This is a genomic window from Ruminococcus sp. (assembly GCF_024691275.1).
Taxonomy (GTDB): Bacteria; Bacillota; Clostridia; order Oscillospirales; family Ruminococcaceae; genus Ruminococcus.
Window position 1 is genome coordinate 15838 of record NZ_JAILNU010000091.1, and the last position, 22439, is coordinate 38276.

General features: G+C 46.8%; 14 protein-coding genes and 1 pseudogene. 3 read left to right on the forward strand and 12 right to left on the reverse strand.

What is annotated here, in order from left to right; all coding sequences use genetic code 11:
* Positions 1-24: 24 nt before the first annotated feature.
* The 7 genes and pseudogenes from K6G33_RS11175 to K6G33_RS11205 all read right to left on the reverse strand — a co-directional run.
* Positions 25-1320 (reverse strand): diguanylate cyclase, encoded by a 1296-nt coding sequence (locus K6G33_RS11175; protein ID WP_296779466.1) that lies wholly within the window; start codon positions 1318-1320, stop codon positions 25-27.
* 10 nt (positions 1321-1330) lie between these two features.
* Positions 1331-1531, reverse strand: coding sequence for a hypothetical protein (locus tag K6G33_RS11180; RefSeq protein ID WP_296779468.1), 201 nt, complete (start codon positions 1529-1531; stop codon positions 1331-1333).
* Between the two features lie 18 nt (positions 1532-1549).
* Positions 1550-2230, reverse strand: a complete 681-nt coding sequence (locus K6G33_RS11185) for a cytidine deaminase (RefSeq protein WP_296779470.1) — start codon at positions 2228-2230, stop codon at positions 1550-1552.
* A 297-nt stretch (positions 2231-2527) separates the two neighbouring features.
* Positions 2528-5098, reverse strand: a complete 2571-nt coding sequence (locus tag K6G33_RS11190) for an EAL domain-containing protein (protein WP_296779473.1) — start codon at positions 5096-5098, stop codon at positions 2528-2530.
* 247 nt (positions 5099-5345) lie between these two features.
* Complete coding sequence (locus K6G33_RS11195; protein ID WP_296779475.1) at positions 5346-8120, reverse strand: cellulase family glycosylhydrolase; 2775 nt, start codon at positions 8118-8120, stop codon at positions 5346-5348.
* A gap of 213 nt (positions 8121-8333) precedes the next feature.
* Positions 8334-9497: an iron-containing alcohol dehydrogenase gene (locus K6G33_RS11200; RefSeq protein WP_296779477.1), complete on the reverse strand. Its 1164-nt coding sequence runs from the start codon at positions 9495-9497 to the stop codon at positions 8334-8336.
* A gap of 283 nt (positions 9498-9780) precedes the next feature.
* Positions 9781-10089: pseudogene (locus tag K6G33_RS11205) on the reverse strand (nicotinate phosphoribosyltransferase); the annotation flags it as partial.
* Between the two features lie 284 nt (positions 10090-10373).
* Between K6G33_RS11205 and K6G33_RS11210 the strand changes: the two are divergent.
* Complete coding sequence (locus K6G33_RS11210; protein WP_296779480.1) at positions 10374-11984, forward strand: carbohydrate binding domain-containing protein; 1611 nt, start codon at positions 10374-10376, stop codon at positions 11982-11984.
* A 212-nt stretch (positions 11985-12196) separates the two neighbouring features.
* Positions 12197-12385 carry a hypothetical protein gene (locus tag K6G33_RS11215; protein ID WP_296779482.1) on the forward strand — a complete coding sequence of 63 codons (189 nt, stop codon included), beginning with the start codon at positions 12197-12199 and terminating at the stop codon, positions 12383-12385.
* 219 nt (positions 12386-12604) lie between these two features.
* Here K6G33_RS11215 and K6G33_RS11220 read toward each other — a convergent pair whose 3' ends face one another.
* Together K6G33_RS11220 and K6G33_RS11225 are read right to left on the reverse strand one after the other, a co-directional pair.
* Complete coding sequence (locus tag K6G33_RS11220) at positions 12605-12775, reverse strand: hypothetical protein (RefSeq protein ID WP_173337654.1); 171 nt, start codon at positions 12773-12775, stop codon at positions 12605-12607.
* On the reverse strand, positions 12775-13980 hold the full coding sequence (locus K6G33_RS11225; RefSeq protein WP_296779485.1) for an RtcB family protein: 1206 nt from the start codon (positions 13978-13980) through the stop codon (positions 12775-12777). Before K6G33_RS11225 ends, K6G33_RS11220 begins: the two co-directional genes overlap by 1 nt.
* A gap of 671 nt (positions 13981-14651) precedes the next feature.
* Here K6G33_RS11225 and K6G33_RS11230 point away from each other — a divergent pair.
* Complete coding sequence (locus tag K6G33_RS11230) at positions 14652-15449, forward strand: hypothetical protein (RefSeq protein ID WP_296779487.1); 798 nt, start codon at positions 14652-14654, stop codon at positions 15447-15449.
* A 505-nt stretch (positions 15450-15954) separates the two neighbouring features.
* Here K6G33_RS11230 and K6G33_RS15290 read toward each other — a convergent pair.
* The 3 genes from K6G33_RS15290 to K6G33_RS11250 form a co-directional block, all read right to left on the reverse strand.
* Complete coding sequence (locus tag K6G33_RS15290) at positions 15955-17058, reverse strand: DUF5131 family protein (RefSeq protein ID WP_367270502.1); 1104 nt, start codon at positions 17056-17058, stop codon at positions 15955-15957.
* 152 nt (positions 17059-17210) lie between these two features.
* Positions 17211-20519 carry a beta-L-arabinofuranosidase domain-containing protein gene (locus tag K6G33_RS11245; RefSeq protein WP_296779489.1) on the reverse strand — a complete coding sequence of 1103 codons (3309 nt, stop codon included), beginning with the start codon at positions 20517-20519 and terminating at the stop codon, positions 17211-17213.
* Positions 20520-20978: 459 nt separating this feature from the next.
* On the reverse strand, positions 20979-22439 hold a 1461-nt coding region (locus K6G33_RS11250; RefSeq protein ID WP_296779491.1), incomplete at its 5' end, for a hypothetical protein.

Sequence of the window (22439 nt, forward strand, 5' to 3'; positions counted from 1 at the left end):
CCGGTCCATAGAGAGTGTCCTGTATCAGCTGCGGTCTAATTCCTCATAATTCACACTGCCGCTGAAGTTATTGAGCATATCCTTCAGAACTGCAACGACTGAAGTATTGAAGTCCTTGTTCTTCTTAACAACAGCAGCCTTGAACTTGAAGGTGTGCTTGCCGACGGGAGTAGTCTGCTTGGAAGTGAGAGTAGTGAATGCCTCGTTCACACTCTTCATAAAAGCATCCTTGCTTGTTGAGTCAGCGTTAGAGATCACAACGAATTCATCAGAACCCGTGCGGTAGATCTTGCTTCCCTTGAAGTTCTGCTTGAGGACCTCGACGGTTCTTACGAGGAGCCAGTCACCTGTATCGTTGCCCAGCTTGGAGTTGACCTGACTGAATTCCGCAATATTGAACATTGCGAAATACTGGGGCTTGGCACCCTTTGCCTTCATTTCGTCAACATCCATCGAGAACGATATACGGTTGCTGACATCTGTGAGAACGTCCTTGAACATCGCTGTGTAAAGCGACTCCTTGGTCTTGTTGTTCTTTACGATAGTGGAGGCGAGCTTCTGGCTGACCTTTTCCTGTTTTCTGTTGATAATACCGAAAACAAGCATAAGACCAACGATAACAGCTGCGAAGATCGTCATATAAATTCTGAGCGAGTAAGTAAGCGAGTAAACCTCCTTACGGGTATCGTCGAGCATAAGCAGCCAGCCGTACTGCGGGATATAGGAATAGATAGAAACGTATTTTGTACCACTCTTCTTATACTCAAAGTTGCCGTCCTCAGAAGTCTTGGTACCTGCATACTTTTCACAGAGGGATCTGATCTTGCTGTTTTCAGAAGCCTTGTCGATGAGCTCTGCGTCGTCGTTGAACACATATCTTCCGTCCTTGACGTTTACCATACTGTAAGACGAATTCTCAATACCCTTGATAGAGAGGGAGTTAAGGGTATTAACGAGCTGATCTGTATAGATACCGAGTCCGACGAAGCCGATAGGCTCATTGCTGCTGTTATAAAGCGCCTTGTACATTGAAACGATCTGCTTTCCTGTTGCAGGCGAGATTATCATACCGATATTATAAACACCGTCGCCTGCTTCAAGCATAGCGTCCTGGAGCTCCTTGAGCTTCTCGGGAACCTTATCCTTAGGTCTTGTAACCATACCTACGGTACCGGGGTTTGTGTGGGCAAGACACTTAGTCTCCCATGTACCTATCCAAAGGCCTTCGATATTATCGACATTCTTGGAATAATCCTCGGTGAACGCCTGAGCCTTTGCAACATAATCGGCGTTATCCGGATCGCTGAGGAGGTTTGTCACCTGTTCAGCCTTACTGTATTTTCTCAGCGTTTTCAACGTAGTTAAGGATAATGTTAGCACGTTCGTCAGTGATAGTCTGCATATGCTCTATCGCGTTCTTTTTGGTAGACCGCGTTACAGTAGCAGTTAACGTAATAGATAGTATTATCATAATAACAAGCTGAATAGCAAGAATGAGATTCAGCGTTGATATTTTCTTAGAACCTTTCATAGTACATTCTTCCTTTCATTATTTTCTAAATATGCCGAAGCGTTTCTTCTTCGCTGTAATTCTGTCTATCTCTTCGTCATCGTCAGAAGCGACTCTCAGCAGACTGTTTACTCTGCTTTTCAGAATATCACCGCTGGCACTTGCTGTATTTGCAGCAGCGATCTCGTCATCATCGTCGTCCTCTTCCGGCTCAGGTTCGGGTTCAGGAGTCTGCGGTCTGAGCGGAACAGGATTGACAGGAGGCGGTGTCAAAGGGTTCACCGGCGGAGGCATCATCGTACCTCCGTTCATACCCATACCCGGACCGCCCGGAAAAGGCTGATTTATCATACCCGGCGGCGGTGAAGCAAACATTCCGACGTCAGCAAGCCTGATAGCACGGTCAGGCATAATAACGGCACAGTTTACGTTCTCCGGATGAAGGGAAAGAATATAACCAACGCAGTTATTGCAAGGCAAAAGCTGTACTCTTGTCTGTGTACTGATGAGTACCATTTCATCGACTATTCCCTCTCCGGCAGCCGGCATATTCTGTATAGCTTCAACCTCAGCGTGTACATTCATATGACTTGCACCGGTAAAGATCCTTCCGGATCTTGCTCTGACAGAACAGACAGTATCCTCAGGAGAGATGAAAGCATTTGACTCAAGCAATTGGATAGCGAAAGTATTAGCGGCATTGATAGTATCATTATTCATCGTTTCTTCACCTCTATTCGTTCATTCCCCTGCTCCGGCAGTTATCGGTTTGGCAGCCCGGCCGAAGCAAGTGAACACTAACAGGCGGCACTTATTCCCCTTCCGATAAGCGCTGTCATATAATGTTCTATGTTAATATTATACGCCAATATTTTTAATAATTCTATATAAAAATATGCCAATTCTTGATATGTTTTGTTAATTTTTCAAAAGAAGCAACATAAGTGTGCTGTATATTGAATAATTATTTTAAAATAAAAAGCTCCGGCTTTTAAAAGCCGGAGCTTATAGCATAAACTAAGATATCGCCGGAGTAAAGCAGATAGCTTCGTCTGCCGGAAGCGGCTTACTGAAATAGTAGCCCTGAATGGTATCCGCGCCGAAGTCCTTCAGGCAGAGATACTGCCACTTTTCTTCAACACCCTCTATGGTCATTTCCTTTTTCAGGTCGTGAACAAGGCGGATAACGTCATCAATAAAGTGTGCCTTGCCTTCCACGAGATAATTGTCCACAAGGGACTTATCCAGCTTGACAACATCTACCGGGATATAAGTCAGGTAGCCCAGAGACGAATATCCGGTACCGAAATCGTCCATAAGAAGGCGTATACCGAGCTCCATAAAGCGCTTGAAGAGCTCATTTGCCTGAACTGTCTGCTCAAGAAGAACTCCCTCTGTGATCTCTATCTCAACATACTGCGGTTCTATATCATACTTTTTAAGCAGATTTTCGAGGAATTCAACATATCCGTCGTCGCTCAGCTGGTGGCTGGAGTAGTTGATAGAGACGGGGTACAATTTATGTCCTTCATCGCGCCATTTTGCAAGCTGACGCACAACGAGCTCAGTTGTGAGACGGCCGATCTTCCATATCCAGCCCTTCTTTTCGGCAACGGGAATAAACTTAGCCGGTCCCATTCCTGCTTCTTTCATACGGATCAGAGCTTCAAATCCCGAGAGCCTGAGCTGCTGTACATCGACCTTAGGCTGGTAAACCATATAAAATCCGTCGTTATCCAGCGCATCGAGTATCTTTGCGGATATGACTTTTTCCTCCGCAGCTTTCGACTGCAATTCACGGCTGTAAAAGAATAACTTGTTCATACCGTTCAGTTTAGCAACGAACATAGCTTCCTCAGCGTTGTTTATCTGTTCCTCAACGCTCATATCGTCACCGGAATTGCATACTCCAATACAGACAGACAGTTTCAGTTCAGCACTCTCAAGATCAAAAGGTTCCTCAAAGGCACCGCGTATCATCGCGATCTCAGGACTGTGCTCCGTAAGGGAAGTTTCAAGAATAAGCATAAACTGATCTCCGCCGTAACGCGCCAGTATGCATCTTTTTCCGAAATCAAGGTTCTGGAGACGTTTTGACGCCATAATCAGTATATCATCTGCCATTTCGTGGCCGTAAGTCGCATTTACACCCTTGAAACCGTCGATATCCACCATAACGACAGAGAAATCCACCCACTTGTTTTCCGATTTAGTGAGAAATTCAAGCGCATAGCTGCGGGTATATATACCGAGCATAGCGTCGTGCTGTGATTTTTCAACGGTGGTCTTGAGGTAGTAGACGCAGTTCTCTCTGTGATTGAAGCCGTTATAGATAGCGGTCGCCATATCGTAGCAGGAGTTATAGCCACAGCACATACAGTTTATATTGCGCGAAGCATTGGTCAGCTTGCCCATAGACTGATAAATCTCCTCGAGACTTTCGCCGTCCGGCTTATGCACGATACAGCTTGCGGAAAGATCACGATAGGTGCGCATATAATCGGACAGCTCAAGCATCTCGAACCTCTTGTTGAGTGCCGCGAGACGTTCTGCCGGTGTGAGCATATTTGAAACGTCAGTTTCGCCGGTATCTGTCTTGACTCTCTCCTGTATATTGAACAGTGTATACAGAGCCTTGTCCGAGGACAGCTCCGGTTCGGTCGCGGTACCGCAAAGACAGCCGTTCTCACAGTTGAGCGCGTCTATAAACAGGAAAGGAATATCGCGGTCAACAATGTGCTGAACGCGCGCCTTCAGGAATTCGTACATATGACGCTCGCCCTCGATCTGACGGATAAAGGCTTTGCTTCCGAGGAACCACTTGACGTGCTCCTTCAGACCTCCCGGCATAGGGTAGATAGTTCCCAGACCGTATTCGACCTCATCGCTGGCAGGTTCACCGTAAAGATCCTGCGCACGGAACTTTTTCATCAGATGATTGAAGGTAACGTTATACTGTACGAGACCTTCATTTGCCGGAGCGCTTATCTCCAGCTTTTTCGCAATACAGGGGCTCAGGAACGCAAAGCGGTCGGTGATGCCCATTTGTGTTCTGGCATAGATCGCAGCGCACATAAGCGGGCTCTGCACAGGGAAAAGACACGGCAGAAGCTCCGGGAGATACTTCTCGATATATGTAACAACAGCCGGACAGGGCTGCGATATACCGCCAATGAAGCCATTTTCCTGAATGTACTTCAGATAGCCCCATGTGGTAATGTCAGCGCCGAAAGCCACATTGATGATGTGCTTGACGCCCATAGCCTTGAGTCCGCCTATGACTCTCTCATACTCATCAGGATAGTTCGCCTGAAATGACGGAGCGATAAGCAGGGAGATCTGTTCGCCGGCAGCAAGATCAGCAAGAAAAGCGTCTGTATCATCTGCATACTCTCTTGCACCGTGTTCGCAGGCGTCAAAACACGCTCCGCAGGCAACACAGCGCTCCGGATCAACATTGATACGGGAACGTCCCGTCTCATCTGCTTCCGTAGAGATGCAGGCACCCATAGCGCTGCAAACGTTGATGCATTTATTGCAGCCCACGCATTTATCATTAGTAAAAATCAGCTCTTTAATGTCCGCCACGTCAATTTCACCTCTCCGAACTGCCGCTTTTGTATCAAAACTTTTGTCGATAATATCCGGCAGTATTAGATATTCAATCATCTTTTCTGATAAATAAGTACAAATTACAATTATATTATACAATAAATGCTGACTAAAATCAATAGATAAAATAAATATATATATTACCTTTTAGCTGTTTTTACGAAATTTTTTACAGAAAGAAACAGCCATAGAGAAACTCTGCTTCTCTATGGCTGCTATACGTTTACAGGTCCTGGATCAGTCCGAGCTTGAATTGCTGTATCAAGAGAGCGTCTGAGTTAGTCAGACCTTTCTTGCCGTCAACGTCTGCATTTACCTCACCCTGAGGCTTTATGCTGACTGACGATTTTCCCTGTCCGTACTTGTCGGGGTTCGTTGCGACCTGCATTACCAACACCGCGTCCGCAATATTAACGATAGTATCGAGATTTGCGTCACCCTTGACAGTAGGCTTGAGCTCGGTAGTTGTAGTCGTTTCCGTTGTTGCTTCCGAAGTTGTCTCATTTGACAGTGAAGAAACGTACTCGTCAACGATACCTGCCCAGAACTTGCCCATTTTCTCGTAGCCGTTCTCGGTGGGGTGAAGCTGATCGTTATCAATATCGTTCATACCGTTCAGGCAGCCGTGAACGTCTGCAAATCTGACGTTCTTGCCTGCGTTCTGATAAGACTCAGCTACCTTCTTAACAGTAGCGTTGTAATTCTTAACTCTGTCAGAATTACCACCGTAAGCCGTGAACTCCGGGATAGAGCCCATAAATACCATTCCGCCGGACGGCATATCAGCGAGGATATAGTCGAGCAGATCGTGGAGATCGCTCTCGCATTCACTCAGGCTGCGGTTTGCAGTCATATCGTTCGTACCGATTATGAGGAGCACGACATCTGGCTTAGCGCTTGCAACCGCGTTCTTGTCCTTGAGCTTTTCAAGAAGACCGTTCTCCCCCCAGCTCGGGACAGGATACTTCTGCTTTATGGTGTAGCCGCTGTAGCCGGCGTGGTTGTCATCATATGATACGGTCTTGCCGTTGAAGCTGAAGCTCGCGCTCGCAGAGCCCTCAGGGCCTACCATATCTACCTTTGTGTAGCCCTTGTCCTTGAGGTAGTAGTCGAGGAACTTTCTGTAACCGCCGGTGTGACCGTAGCCAAAGGTTATGGAGTCACCAATCGGCATTATCTTTATCGCGCCGTCCTTGTTTACGTCACCGCCGGGCTGAGAACCCGAGGAGTCAACGGTTCCCTTACCGGTCTCAACTGATGAACCTATACCGGGCTTTGATACCTTAACTGTGTCAACATAGAAGTCGAAAAGGTCGCCTGAGCCCTCAGGAGTCTCGATGTAGAGAACGAGGTCATTCCCTCCTGTAGGGATAGTGAATTCGGTATTTTCGAGCTTTGTCCACTCGCCGCTCTTTGCGTCGCAGGAAGCTATCTTGTGATAGGAAGCATCGCTGCCGTCGTTCTGCTGGAGGGACATCTGTATAGTTCCTGCCGAGCCGCTCTTCTGGAGAACTGCTGCCGAGAAGCTGTAAGTCTCGCCGGGAATGAACAGGCTCTTGTCAAGAGTTATTGCACAGCCGTTCCACTCCTTTTCTCTGCCGGAAACATAAAGCGAAGAAGAACCTGAGTAGTAGTTTTTGCTGTCAGTTCCGACCTTTGCGCTTCCTCTGCCGCTCCATTCATCGGTGCCGCTCTCGAAGTCGTTTTTGAAGTAGTCGTCATAGGGATAGGGCTCAGCCGGCTGAGTCGTCGTAGTTGCGGCAGTTGATGCCGTTGTTGCAGGAGGCTGCTTGCCAGCCCAGAGGATAGAGCTGTCGTTAATTACAGACATCATAGTGTCAATGACCGGTTCAGACGCTGAATACCATGAATTAGCGCCTCTGTTGAGGTAGCCGTGAGCCTCACCGCCGTTGTTGCCCTCAACGTTGTTGTCCCAGAGTATGCACGGGATACCGGCTTTCTTAGCCTGTGTGATGTAGTCCTTTGCCCACGCCTGACGTGAACTGAGGTTATTGAAATTCGACGCGCTGAACTCGCCGATGACTACCGGGATATTCTTCTCGTCCTCAAGCTGCTTGAGTCCGCTGAAGAAAGAGTTGATATTCGAGGTGTAGTCCTCACCCCAGCCGCTCTGACCGGGATAGTTGTGGTTAGCGTACTGATCCTCTGCCATAGTGAAATAGTAAGGCAGATAAGCGTGTACTGAATATGCTACATTTCCGCAGCCCGACGGGAAGGATACCGCTCTGATAGCCTTCATATCCGATGAAGCGCAGTAGCCCGGCAGCATAAGGAGCCTCTCCTTATTTGCGGAGGAGCCCTGTGCGCGGACGGTCTCAACAAACTTCGCATTGAGCTTGTTTATGTAGTTCCAAGAGTAGCCGCCGTCCTCACCGCCGTTGCCCCACTGGCTGACGGAGGAATTTCCGGTCTGACGAGGCTCGTTCAAGCCCTCAAATACGAGGTGCTGGTCGTAATCCTTGAAGGTCGCTGCGACCTGCTTCCATATAGCCGTGAGCTTAGTCTCGGCATTGCGGTAGGTCTGGTCCGTAAAGGTCGGGACGTTTACCCAGTCCTCATGATGGACGTTCAGGATAACATACATATCGTCCTTGATACAGTAATCAACGACCTCCTTGACACGGCTCATCCACGCGCTGTCGACGTTGTTGCTGCCGTCGAGGTGAGGGTACCACGTTGTCGGGATACGGACTGTGTTAAAGCCTTTCTTCTTTACTGTGTCTATCATTGCCTGAGTTGTCTTTGGATTGTGCCAGCTTATCTCGGTATTCAAGCCGTAGTTGCCGTCACCGCCTGTCGCATCGAGACTGTTGCCCAAATTCCAGCCTATCTTCATTTCGCGGGTAATGTCAAAGGCACTCATACCGCTTGCAGCGCCAGCTTCCGTAACTTCAGAGACGTTTGTGAAGTGAAAGCTGGTCAGCATACAGGCTGCCGCTGCAGCGACGCTGACGGTCCTTCTGATGAATGACTTCATCGTGATCATCCTCCTTAAAAATAATATAATAGTGTCTGCGTACACTGCGTCAATTTTATTCTACCATATCATTCAAATCGAGTCAACAAATTTTAGCAACATTGCACATATCGGATATGTAGAATAATTTTGTCCACTTTTGGTTGGTTTTACTAATTTGTTAAAAAAGTCCTCACAACATAAGTGTGAGGACTTGTAAAAATGCATCTAATATCAAAGAGAAGCTGTAAAGATATCAGCGATATCCTTTTCCGAGAGCGGTACCCAAGCATTTTCGAGTCCCTCGTTCTCTGCAACGTGGCGAGCCATTTCGCCTATACGGCTCTCATCTATGCCGACATCTCTGAGGTGCATCGGGATACCGATAGACTCGAAGAATTCATAGGTCGCCTGAATTGCTTTTTCAGCCATCTCATAATCACCGAGGCCGCTGTCGATGCCGAACACATTCACGCCGTACTTAACAAAACGGCTGACAGTTTTATCGCTCAGGATATGCTTCATCCAGCGCGGCGTGATGATAGCGAGACCTTCGCCGTGCGTAATATCATAATACGCGGAGAGCGCGTGTTCCATACCGTGGCAGGGCCAGCCGGTGTAGCTGTTGCCGAGAGCATAAATGCCGTTGCAGCCGTAGGTGCAGGTGAGCATCATCTCAGCTCTTGCGGTATAATCCTCCGGATCAGCAAGGCATTTCCTTGCATTGACCATAAGGCTCTTCAGACCGGCTTCCATAAAGCCGTCATTGAGAATAGACGAGTCCTCGCAGAAATACTGCTCCATAATGTGGTTCATCGCGTCGGCACAGCCGGCTGCGGTCTGTTTTTTGGATACTGTGAACGTATAGGTCGGATCAAGGAAGGATACGACCGGATAGAGATGCTCGTCAATATAGCCTATCTTGTCATTTGTTTCAGTTCTGGAGATAACGCCGCCGCAGTCGTACTCGCTGCCTGTTGCTGCAAGCGTGATGATATCAACTATCGGAAGCGCAGCCTTTGCCTTGACCTTGTACGAAATGAGATCCCACGGATCACCGTCATACATCGCACCTGCCGCTATCGCCTTTGAGCAGTCCAGAACGCTTCCGCCGCCAACTGAAAGAATGACCTCGATATTATTCTCCTTACAGAGCTTTACGCCGTCAAGGACGCTCGGATCGTACTTGGGATTGGGCTGAATGTCTGAGAGCTCAATGATGTCAAAATCAGAAAGCAGCTCCTTAACCTTGTCGTAGAGACCGATCTTCCTGATGCTTCCGCCTCCGTAGGTGAGCAGCACTTTTTTGCCGATCTTCTCCATAACTTCGGGGAGCTTCCCGATACAGTCCTTTCCGAAGATGAGTCTGGTGGGTGTCATATAATCGAAATTCTGCATAGCTTATTCCTCCTTTTTGGTAAGCACCTTGCCGGCGCTCCGGCTTGTACTACAATTATATCATAACCTCGGCAAGATGTAAAGCAGAATAAAAGGAGAGCCTTTCGGCTCTCCTCTGTTTGTTGAAAAAGGTTAGTTTATTATAGAATTCGCGGGTGGGCGAGGGCGCCCACCCCTACATTTCAGCTATTCTGTGTAAATGTATTTGTAGGGGACGCCGCCCTCGGCGTCCCGAAACTTTTTTGACAGTCTCAGGAGAGCCTTTCGGCTCTCCTGACAAATACTATTTATTCTTTTCCCTGTCAAGCCTGAACTCAACGGAGCGTTTGAGGTATTCGAGGTAGTCTGCATCGCGGCACATAGCCTTTCCGATGTCGTCGGAGAGCTTTGCGACAGGTCTGCCGTTGACGTACTGGAGCTTGATGACGATATTAAGAGCATTTTCCTCGGTATCGTTGGAGCAGAACGTTCCTATGCCAAATGAGACCTTGGTCTTGTTACAGAAATACTCATAGAGCTTCTGGGCACGATCAAAGTCAAGGCTGTCGCTGAACAGAAGCAGCTTCGTCTTGGGATCGACGCCGTACTTCTTGTATCTCCTGCACCATTTCGGGAGTAAAGACTATCCCCTTGTTGCGGCACTTGAAGTAATACTGACCGCATAAGAAGAATTTGTCAAGTGCTTTTTGAAATTTTTATCAGCTATCCGCAAAATGCACCATACAAAAATCAACTTTTGGGCAATCAGCGGTCAACTCCGCAATAATTGATATATAAAATATCAAGTCTGCATTTTATGGGTTGACGCGGAGCAAATGAATATGATATTATGAGTATCATGGTATATGATACGGATATTAAAAAGGAGGTTTGTAAATGAAAAAAATCGTATCCATTATCACTGCAGCCGCACTGTCTCTTTCTGTTACTGCATCTCTGCCGGTATCAGCAGCCGACTCGGATTACTTGCTGCACAGTACCTTTGAGAGCGGAAGCGAACAGTGGTCCGGACGCGGCTCTGCATCTGTAAAAACGGTTTCCGGCATCTCACGCTCCGGAGAAAGCTCACTTATGGCAAGCGGAAGAGAAGCTGACTGGAACGGCGCTACCGTTTCGCTCGGTTCCCAGTTCAAGGCAGGACAGTCCTACGCATTCAGTGCATACGTTATGACCGAGGATACCACATCCCCTGTAACATTCTATCTGACACTCCAGTACAAGGACGGAGATACTGCTGTGTACCCGAAGATCGCAGAGATCACCGCCGAAAAAGGACAATGGGCACATCTTGAAAACGAAGATTTTACCATTCCCAGCGAAGCAACTGATATCCAGCTCTACGTCGAGACAAAAGAAAGCAAATGCAGCTTCTATGTGGACGAGGTCGTCGGCGCCAAGAGCGGTACTGAGATAAGCGAGCCGCCCAAGGCTGTAAAGATGAGCAAGGGCGACATAAACTACGACGGCGTAATAAATGTATTTGACGTTATCCTCGCACGAAAGGGACTCATCAACGGCATCACCGACAAAAAGGCTCTCAAGGCAGCCGACGCCGACAGCAACGGTACTTTTGAGGCAGCCGATGTGATACTCATCACTAAATACGTTATGGGCAGAATTAAAGAATTCCCCGTAGTTGAGCCGCCTCCGGGACAGGTCAAGTACACTATGGAGGAGCTCACCGAAAAGGTTCAGAGCGAGCTCGTGAACACTGAGCCCAGCGACTCACACCTTGAGAAAGCCGGCGTCAAGTACGGAACTATCCAGAAAAAGACCTACTTCTCCAAGAAGGCAAACAAGAACAAGCCCTATAATATCCTGCTTCCTGCCGACTACGACGAGAGCAAGCAGTATCCCGTTCTCTATGTGCTCCACGGCTTCTTCGAGAACGAGGATCGTATGATAACAAAGGGCAACGGTACGATGTATACACGTCAGATCGTCGGAAATGCTATCGCTTCCGGCGAGGCAAAGGATATGATCGTTGTGTGTCCTCTCATCTTCACAAGTGCAACAAAGGAGAGCGCTACCGGATTTGGCGACGCTGCATCAGTTGAAGGCTACAACAACTTTGTTGACGATATCGTTGACAGCCTTATGCCTCACATCGAGTCAACTTACAGTGTCAAGACCGGCAGAGACTACACAGCTGTTACCGGCTTCTCAATGGGCGGTATGGAGTCACTCCAGATCGGTATGAAGTACGGCGACAAGTTCGGCTATGTCGGAGCTATCTGCCCTGCACCCGGTGCATCGGGAGCATTCAAGTGGAACAATCCGGACGAAACTCCTTATCTGGTATTCATCACCGGAGGTACTTCGGACGACGTTGTAGGACTCAGCACACCTCAGGGCTACCATAACAACTTCACAAAGAACGGCGTTCCTCATGTATGGCACGTTGTTCAGGGCGGTCACCACGGTGACGACTCTATCCATTCGAGCCTATATTGCTTCGTAAGAGCAGTATTCCAGGCAAAGGACTGATAATACAGCATACAAACAGGGGCGAGCGAAACTCGCCCCTGCAATTTTGCTGTTTCGTGTAAGGGCGCATTTCGTGTGCCCGACAGAATGAGGTTTATTGACAGACTGCGGAGAGCCTGACGGCTCTCCTTTTTATTCGACTTCTCCTTCACAGCATATTGCGCACACTGCCGGCGTATAATGTACAAACACTTTTCCAAAGGAGCAACACTATGAAAAATCCAAAAAGAAAAATCATCGGAGGAGTCGTTATCTCTGTGTGCGTCCTCTGTGCAGCAGCTGCCGGCTCAAAGGCAGATAACAGAAAGAGTGAGGACTCGGTAACAGTCTCGGCTCTCCCGGCAGAAAAAACGCCTATTATCGTACTCGATGCCGGTCACGGCGCGTCAACTAAAACATAGTTCAAAAAGGAGAGCCGCAAGGCTCTCCTGAATTCTTATATGCATCAATATTGCCCAAAATATAATCTCATCTGTCAACTCGCATTTAATTGTGATCTCGACTTAACAATCATGTGCTAATATGCAGATAAGACCGACTGCTTTCACAATCGGTCTCATCATACACTCTTTTATTACACTATTTTTCGTTTACACAGAATTTGGGATCGACTCTGTTCTTCATTCTGCAAAAAGTGAATTACGGTGCTTTGGATTGCGCTTGTAAGCCTTCTTGTTTTCCTGAGTGACACGGGTGACAGGATTGATACCGTTCCAGTCCCGGCGCTGTGCGGAGTTGATCTTTTTCTGTTCTTTCTTGCTCATTTTCTCAAAAGATACGAATTTCTCCATTATTCCTCACCTGCCTTGAAGTTGTAGATAGGCTTGATTATTTCGTTTATCTCGACGGTATCGCAGATATTACCAACAATGTCGTCAATAGACTTATACGCCATAGGACACTCGTCAAGTGTCTGAGCGTTTACCGATGTGGTGTAGATACCGTTCATCTGCTTCTTGAACTCCGACACTGTGAAGCTTTCCTTTGCCTGTGAACGCGACATAATACGTCCTGCGCCGTGAGGTGCGGAACAGTTCCAGTCAGGATTTCCCTTACCTGTGCAGATAAGGCTGCCATCACGCATATTTATCGGTATGAGCAGCTTCTCCCCTGCCTGTGCAGACACGGCTCCCTTACGGAGTATCATAGTCTCTGTGTCAATGTAGTTGTGTATCGTTGTGAACTGCTCCTCAACGTGGAGATGCATACCCTTGATTATCTCATCCATCATTGCCTGACGATTGAGCATTGCAAACTGCTGCACTATCTTCATGTCATGGATATACTGCTCAAAAAGCTCACCCTCGCAGTATGCAAGGTGCTTGGGAATATCAGTGAACTTTGTGTTCTTGAGCCTTGTTATCTCAGTCTGGATCTGCTTATTGCGCCCCTCGGACTTCATCTTTTCGATAAGTGCGTCAATATCCTTCTTTGAGCTTCCGTTGAGTCGCTTGTAAGCCTCCTCCTGATAGTATTTTGCAGTTTCTACGCCAAGGTGACGAGAACCAGAATGGATAACGATATAGATGCTGCCGTCTTCACCCTTGTCTGCTTCAATGAAGTGGTTGCCTCCGCCGAGAGTACCTATACTACGCTCAGCGCGAGTGGGATTAATGCGGTCATAACAATAAAGCTCTGTGAGGTCGATCTGCTCGTTATAGCGGTGTGCCTTGTCGCGAATAGCAAATCCCGAGGGGATCTTCTCATAGATGAGCTTGTCAAGCTTCTGTAATTCGATATGCTTTTCTTTAAGTCTTACAGTCTCCATTCCGCAGCCAATGTCTACACCAACGAGGTTAGGTACAACCTTGTCTGTAATGTGCATAGTCGTACCTATCGTACAGCCAGCACCGGCGTGTACATCAGGCATTATGCGTATCTGCGAACCGTCGCTCATAGGCTGGTTACAAAGTTCGATTATCTGAGAAATTGCACTCTGGTCGACAACGTCTGTGAATATCTTTGCGGAGCTGTACTTTCCGTTTAATTCGATCATATTTCGTCCTTTCCGAGTTGCCCGAGCGCATAAAAAAGCACTCCCGCAGGAGTGCTTGATAATTGCATATGTGTGAAAAATCAGCACATGGCTGTACACTTCGGGCAAACTCCATGCTTTATAATAATATTAAGTTTTGGCATCTGTGATTTAAAGTTGTTTTTCATGGTGTTCACCGTCCTTTCGTAGAATATGGAATCATTATATACCACCTCCTGCGCTTTGTCAAGCATTTCCTGCAATTTTAATCAGTTTGTAATCTCTTTGATTATATTATAACAGAAGTGATGTCTTATTTTTTGAACACATGAGCTATTGAAGAATAAGAGAAAACAGGCTCCAAGAGCCTTTCCGATAAGCGTTGGTGACATTGAACCTGACGTGTCGATAACTGAGTTGTCAATAGTTTTTTGTGATATAAATGAAATTCCTTGAAAAATGTTCTTAACTCATTTTTTCTCACTCGCTTTCTGACAACTTACCCTCCTCTTAAAGCTCAAAAATATTTTTTGAATTTTATGTCTGATTTGAAATTCTGTCTGCGATTGTATATTATGAAAGCGATGATACGTATCACAAAGCAAAGCAATCAATAAGGGGCGATGAACATGGAGCGTAATGCAGCCGGCATCACCGAACTAACAAATGATGAAAAAGAGAGGATGTTTTCTATGAGTATCAATAAGTATAATGCAAATAATAATAACGACAAACGCACAGGTCGTGCTAACCACAGATATGCAGCAGTTGCAGCTGCATTCGCTCTCCTCATTGGAGGAATAGGCGGAAGTTTTGCTCTCGGCAAGCATATGGAAAAGAACAGCAAGCCCGGCACAGCAGCCGCAACAGAGGTAACTTCTACATCAATAACTTCTGTCATTGAGACAACAACACCCGTTGACGACAGGCACGCTCCCGCAGACCTTGATGCATTCGCTCAGGAATGGATCGACAATTACAATGTATGGTTAAAGATCCCGAACGGAGCAGTTCAGCACGAAAAAGATACTGTAAGCTTCAAGATGGCTGAAGGCACATATGTTGATAAAGTGGATGCATGGAAAATAACTGATGAAGAATACTGTTCAGCTGACGCAATAAACGAGCATCTCCACGCTTTCTGGGCTCCCGGAAGCAAGGATGATATAAAAGTTCCTGATCTCACAGAGAAGATCGACAGCCAAACAGCTGAGTATACTGATTTCACAAAGAGTATATACTTCACCTATAAGAATGAACTTTACAGAACCGCAGGTAATTCAAGCGTCGAAGGCACAAGAACTTCTCCCTCCGCCGAAAAACTGAACGACAACGAAATTCTCGTTCACTGGGATCTCGGCTGGGAAGGTATAACAGAACCTCAGACTATGCACCTTGTATGGGTAGATGAACTCAATGACTGGCGCGTTGACAATATTGTCTGCGGAAGCGATTATCCCGGCAATTCTACTGAAACAGCTGTAAAGTAACTCTTAAACGGCTATCAAACGGATTTTTATCATAATAAAAAGGGAAAGTATTTATCACATTCACATTACTTCAAATCGCTGCCCATATGGGCAGCGATTCAGCTATATATAATAGCACGATAACAAGCCTGTTCATAAGAATATTCGCTTCACTCATGAATGAAGGGAAGTTAGAACCCTGTGATCCGGAACGCCTGGCACAGCTATACAGTGCGCCTATTGCTTTGATGATACAGCTCTACGACAGAGAGCCCGAGAGAAAAAACGAGATCATGATGGAGATCGTTGAACACATCGTTTTTTTCATAAAACTCTTTTTCAAATAAAGCACTCCACTCTTCTATCCTCTTTGACTCAAATCATATTATTATCAACCGTAACTATAACAGAAATCGCCCTCCATATAACACAAAGTCCTCATAGCACCAAAACTATGAGGACTTGTTTTCATATATAATATGCTTGAAACTTCTGTCTGAGTCTCCTTCGGGAGGCTCATTTTCTGTTATAACGCTCTTTTTATCCAATCCATAAGCACATCGGTGATGTATTCCTGTTCTGCCTGTGTAAGCACCTTTCCGGAGGGAATGTTATGCCACTTCTCAAGACAGCCGCGGCAGCAGCAGGCAGTTGCGTGCTGGGCGATGAAGACCGGATGTCCTTTCATCGGAGTCTGCTTGCCGTCGTTTTCGGGTGCTTCGGATGACAAGCGCTTTTCAACAAAGTCCCTTGCATGACTTCGGATAGTGTCCATACCCTTTTCTCTGACATACGCCTTATCCTTTTCAGTAAGATGGAAACGGCTCCTGAAATCAGAACGGCTCAGTCTTGCGAAAAGCTCATTCCTGTCGGGCAGCTGATACTTTATGGCAGCACCTGAATTACTTCCGGGCGTATAACTGTATCCCGACTTTTTAGCCTGTGGGATATGGAGTTTTCGCTCCAAACGGTATACCTTGCCTTCCTTGATAAAAACCGCTCCTGTCTGCCGGAAAGTGAATGGAACACCACAGCGTATGCACTGACGGCGGACTTCCTGTATCCAGCGCAGATCACAGGGACGTGCATTATCTCCGGATTCACCGCCGCAGCTGACGTGTTCTATCAGACCTGTCGCAAGGTACTTTCCAATATCTATCTCACCGAGCATAGGCTCTGAGATGATCTCCCTGTGCTTTATCGGTAGCTTCAGGAATATCGGGAGTCTGTAATCAGCTCTCACCTGATCTTCGCAGGTACTGCATATCGTTACATTATCCCAGCCGTTGCCCCAGTCAGAGGGCATACAATCTGCAAAACGGTCTATTCTTTTCGTAATGATATAGAACTGAAGGTCACTGCGCTGACGCATCATATCCCAGCAGCCCTGCCGCCATTCGTCAGCATCTTCAAGGAAGAAATCAGAGGTCATACAGGCAAAAACTATACCGTCATCAGCTGTCAGTTTGTACTGTCCCTGACGGTTCTTTTTAAGCGGCAGGTCATAATCGCCGGTCTTTGTTACGACAGAAGCATCTTTGCCTATGCTCTCATCACGGCGGTAAACATAGCAATTCGCACATCCGGGACTTATCTTGTGACAACCGTGCCACGGATTCCAAACAACCATAATTCACCGCTCCTTTCCAATGCTGCTTCTTCACCGTTTTATTATAGCATACAAATATCACGGATTCAAGCATTTTACAGATCGTTAAACAATGAGAAACGGGAATGGAGTATTGAACTTCATTCCCGCTTTTAGTTTATCCTGTTGCAGTATTATTCATCGAATGAACTGATAAGTCCGAGCTTGAACTTCTGAATGAGAAGTGCGTCGGAATTGGTAAGGCCTTTCTTGCCGTCAACATCAGCATTTACTTCGCCCTGTGCTGTGATGCTGGAGCCCGACTTGCCCTGTGCGTATTTGTCTGGGTTAGTAGCTACCTGCATTACAAGAACGGCATCAGCTATATTAACATTGTTGTCGAGGTTAGCATCGCCCTTCAGAGTAGGCTGTAATGCTTTTTCAGCATCAGCAAGAGGAGCGATCTCTATCGGACGAATGATGATGTAATTCACATTGATAGCCTTATCCTCAGATGTGATGGCAAGTCTTATACTGCCGCCGTCAACTGTGATCTCGCCGGTCGAAGGAGTCTTACCGTCAGTTGCACAGTTTTCCATAACAACTTTTTCGGAAGATGTTCCGGGGTCAAGAGTTACCTTCGGCTTTGTTGAACAGCTCCACGGGTTGCTGAAGCACATCTCTACTTCGTATCTGCCCTTGGGAAGCGTAAAGCCGTATACGAGATGGCGTGCGATGTTGTTCTCATACTGGTTCTTGGTGTAGCGGAACGAAGCTGTCTTGTCTCTTCCGTCACCTGCGTTGTACTCATCGCACCATGTATTTGCAGTGTAGATACCGCCGCCCTTTGAACTGCCGTTGTACTGGTCTGTCGGATCGTCAATAAGTCCCCATACAGCTCCTGTTACCGGATCAGCACCGTAGAGCTGTTCTGTAACGCTGTTAAAGCTTCCGAGCTTGTCTCTGCCTGTGAGGGTTGAAGTGTCCTGGTCGCCGCAGTCAACGAAGTACGCGATACTGCTGTCATATTCATAGAGAGGCTTGACAGCTGTCATATAGATGAAATCGCAGACCTTTGCGGATTCTTTGCCGTCATTCGAGGAGAAACCTACTGTAAGCACATCATATTCAGTTCCGTCAGCTGTAATATGTTCAGCGTTCTTTTCGATAAGCTCCGGAGGGATAACGAACTTGACATCGTATACATCTTCATTGCCGCTGTAATCAAGCGTACCGGCATACAGTATCTTGTCTCCGACAGTTATGCGTATCGTCTTGCCGTTGTCGGATTTGCGGAACTTTACTGTGAGCATAGTGTAATCTGCTTCCGGATCGATAGCCATACGATAGCTGAAACTGCCGCCTGCAAGTGCATAACGGTAAGTGCTGTCATCAGTAACGCCCTTTGTATTGTACTCCTGCATATTGTGGAGGTTGTCGTTCTCATACTGACCGTAACCCGGCTGTACGGTATCAGTAACTGTTGATTTTGAACGAGGAGGCTTTTCAACATCTGTACTGCTGCTCTGGAAATTCCAGTAGATGCCGTATCTCTGCTGATACTGACGATAATGAGGTGTAAACGTCAGATCGTGGTCTGTACCCTTGAGAGTGAATTTCAGAGAAGAGCTGTCCTTGACGAGATTGTCATTGATATTGTACATAAAGGTTCCGACAGAGGTCTTGTCGTCGGATATGCGGATATTCTCGGAGGGAGTCACAGGCTCTTTCGGAATGGTTACCCACATACCTGTCGAACCGGTGGTCATATTCTGCTTGCCGAGCTCTGCACTAAGTACAACAGGACCATACTTGAAGCCGTAGACGGTATTCTTGTCCGGGAGAGGATATGCCTTTACCTCTTCGGGAATAGTAAGCTCTATCTTATCGCCGCTGCTGAAGTTTCCTGTGACCTGAGCGTAGCCGTCTATCGTCTTGTAATTGTACTTCTCATTATTGACCTTTACAGTCATATTTCCGGCTTTCCAGTCGGGGATACGGAAACGGAACTCAACAGCACCGCTGCCGTCTATGGTGAACTTCGAGGTATCTCCGTCAGGGATAGAGCTGTCCTGCGTTATTTTCATATTCTTTTCAGCCCAGTTGAGTATGGAACTCTGATACATATTGACATACAGCGTATTATCATCGTGCATATAGATAGTATCACCGAGCTTTGTAAAGCTCTCCATACCGCTTCCTGTACAGCACCAGAACTTATCCCAGCGTGTGCTGTAGACCTTGAAGTAACCGGTAGCCATAGGCTGGAAATAGGTCGTCATACCGCTCTCGGGATTCTGCGACGAGAGAATGGAATTGTAGTACGTTCCCTCATAAAAGTCCATATACTTCACATCGCCGGTTATCTTGAAGAGCTCACGGCTGAGCTTGAGCATATTGTAGGAGTTGCAGGTCTCACAGTTGCAGTTTGTACGCTCCTTGTCGAGGACATCGTCCATGCCGAAGTGTTCCCACTCGCTGTTTCCGCCTGTGATATAGGTATGGTGTGTAACGACCATATCCCAGAATGCTTCGGCGTACTGGAGATAGCGTGAAGCGTCTATCTTCTCGCCGTTTACAGTCTTGCCGTCAAGAGCAATGTAGCGCTTGAGCGCACCGAGAAACTTCGGGATAGTAGTGTTTGCGTGTTTGCCGTTGAGAACATTCGCGCCGCCTTTGAGGACCGCTTCGTGAAGTCTGGTCTCATCAAAGTAATGAGCAGCAACAGCATGATTGTCCTTGCCTGTGATAAGGTAGAGGTCATACAGACAGTCGTTCATGCCTCCGTACTCTATGGAAAGCACGGTATTGCGGGTCTGCTCGCTCCAGCCCTTTGCTCTGTTATACACCCAGTCGCCGAGAGCAGAACCGACATCTTTAGCCGGTCCATAGCCGGTTGCATTGTAGACATCCACCAGGCCGGCGATGAGCTTGTGCATTGTGTACCACGGCACCCATGCGTCATCGAAGATATTTGCCTTGCCCACCTCAACACGGTCGAACTGCCGCTCAACATTGCGGTCCGACGGAACAGGTGCTGCCCACAGGAAGCCGCTTTTTCCCTTTGAATTCTGCTGACATATCTTCATATTGTCAATGAGCGTCTTTATACGCTTGTAAAGAGCGTCCTTCTGTTCAGAGGTAATGTTCGGGTTCTGATAGGCCTGCGCGATCGCAGTGAGGTAGTGGCCGACGCAGTGACCTGCGATATTTGTATTTTCCCAGCCGCCGTAACGTGTTGCACCATTTGTACTTAGTCCGGCATTGTCACGGAAGCCGGCAAGCAGTTTTTCAGTATCAAATGCAAGAAGGTAATCCATTTCCTTTTCAAAAGCATTGACACTGTAATTGTCCTTCATCGTTACATCAGACAGCGCGAAATCCTGTATCTTTGATGAAGCGGCCGCGGTGTCGAGCTCCGGTGAAATGAGATTCGGGAAACCGGCTGCAATAGCAGCAGTTACCCCGAGAGAGGTCATGCGTTTGATCAAGTTTATCCCCATAAGAAAACTCCTTTCCTGAATATGCCTTAATTATACAACTCCGGCTCTCTCATCATCAACCCATAAAATGAATAATAGGTGGATATTGTATATTTTATCTCATCTTTGAACAGAGTTTTTGCATCACGCTCACCAAATCACAGAACGCTCCGGCTTTTTTCCACAAATCTTAAACTTGTACTTGACAAATAGAAAACGCGTGATATAATATACTTACAAAAGGCTATTTTAAGCCATATATTCGACTTAGTTTTAGTTGATTCGCCACACGGCGTGTCAACTTAAACTGGTTCAAAAAGGAGAGCCGAAAGGCTCTCCTGATGGTATATCAAAGAGAAAAATCCATATTGCGACGAGCTGTTCTGATCAACAAACTGCTTACGTTTCCTTCAAAAAAGCAAAGCAGCCCCATTCGGGGCTGCTCGATTATTACGTTAAGGCAGGATACCATTATTGAACTCATTTGCTGCAAGTTGAAGTGAGCTGTATTCTCCATTCACCGCTGTCATCTCTGAAAATAGTGTACTCTCTGCAGTCGTTCTCATATTCTACGGTATCATCGTTAGTTTTGACAACTATCATATTTCCGTTAGCTACCCTGACAGCTGTTATCTCAGGATCGTTCTGCATTTTGTAGTACTCACATACATTCTGTGCTCCCCAGAAATGTGTATGGAAGCAGTCATAGCGAACATAGAGGCTGCCGTTGTACATAATATAGTTTGTTAAGTTCATATATGCGTTGTCGGTATACTCTTTGTATTCTGCATCGAGGTTGAATGAATAACCGGTAGGATATTTGCTGAGGTCTCCGCCGATAACATTGTAAAGCTCTGATGATTTATCGGTATACTTTGTGTCGAAATAAGCTTTCAGATCATCTGTATTAGCAAATCTGCTGTCAGTAACCTTTGCATAGTATACAAACCATTCACCGTCTGAGGGGTTATTGGAGTGCATTGCAAAATTGATCTGGTCGTTTTCATCATACTCGACACCGATACCGTATTTAGCATTATAAACGTCCTTGTAGCCGCTGAGCATTTCCTTAGCAACGGCTTCTGCCTCTCCCTGTATGGGCTTGCCGAAATACTTGCTTCCGGATACAAGATCATCAATGCGCCAGTCGTTGTACTCGGCTACCCATACAAGGTGTAAGGACTGCTCCTCACCAGCGCCTTCATAACCAAGCGTCCAATGAATGAGCATCTCATTGTCATTCAGTTTCTCAGCTGAGAGGTCAAATCTTTCGCCTTCTAATCCAGTATTTGAAGCTACTCTGTAAAGCTCATTGTTATAGACGAATAAAAGGCTGTTTACGTCGGTGTATTCAGCTTTTCCGCTGTCGATCTTGTCTGTAAGATCAGGTATTGCTACATCGTCATTCGTTCCGGGTGCCCATACTGAATACACAAATCTGTTTATAGATTCAGCTGAATGTAACTTCTCGTCAGTTACCTTCCATGCTTCGAGCACTGCCGGTACAGAGCCTTCAGCCAGTTTGAAGCTGACAACACTCTCTTCGTGCTCAACAGCACCGCAATTTATCTTCCATATATATTCCTCATACTTATCCTTCCACTCCTCAGCGAATGCAGCGAGGTCGGAGGGATCACGTCTGTCATCAGCTGTAACTGTTGCTGCCTCTGTTGCGGCAGTTGTTTCAGCAGCTGATGTCTCGGTTTCAGCCGCTGATGTTACGATCTCAGCTATTGTTGCATCTGTAACTACCTGAGTAGTTGTTGATGTAACAGTTGTTGTCATAGCTGCTGTTGTTGACTCAGGAGCTGTTGTTGTGATCTCAACAGCTGCTGCCGCCAGCTTGTTATCACTGCGCTTGTTATTGTTCACATGCTTGCCGAGCGCAATGGTTCCGCCGATACCTCCGGCAAGAAGTACGAATGTAGCTGCAATAGCTGC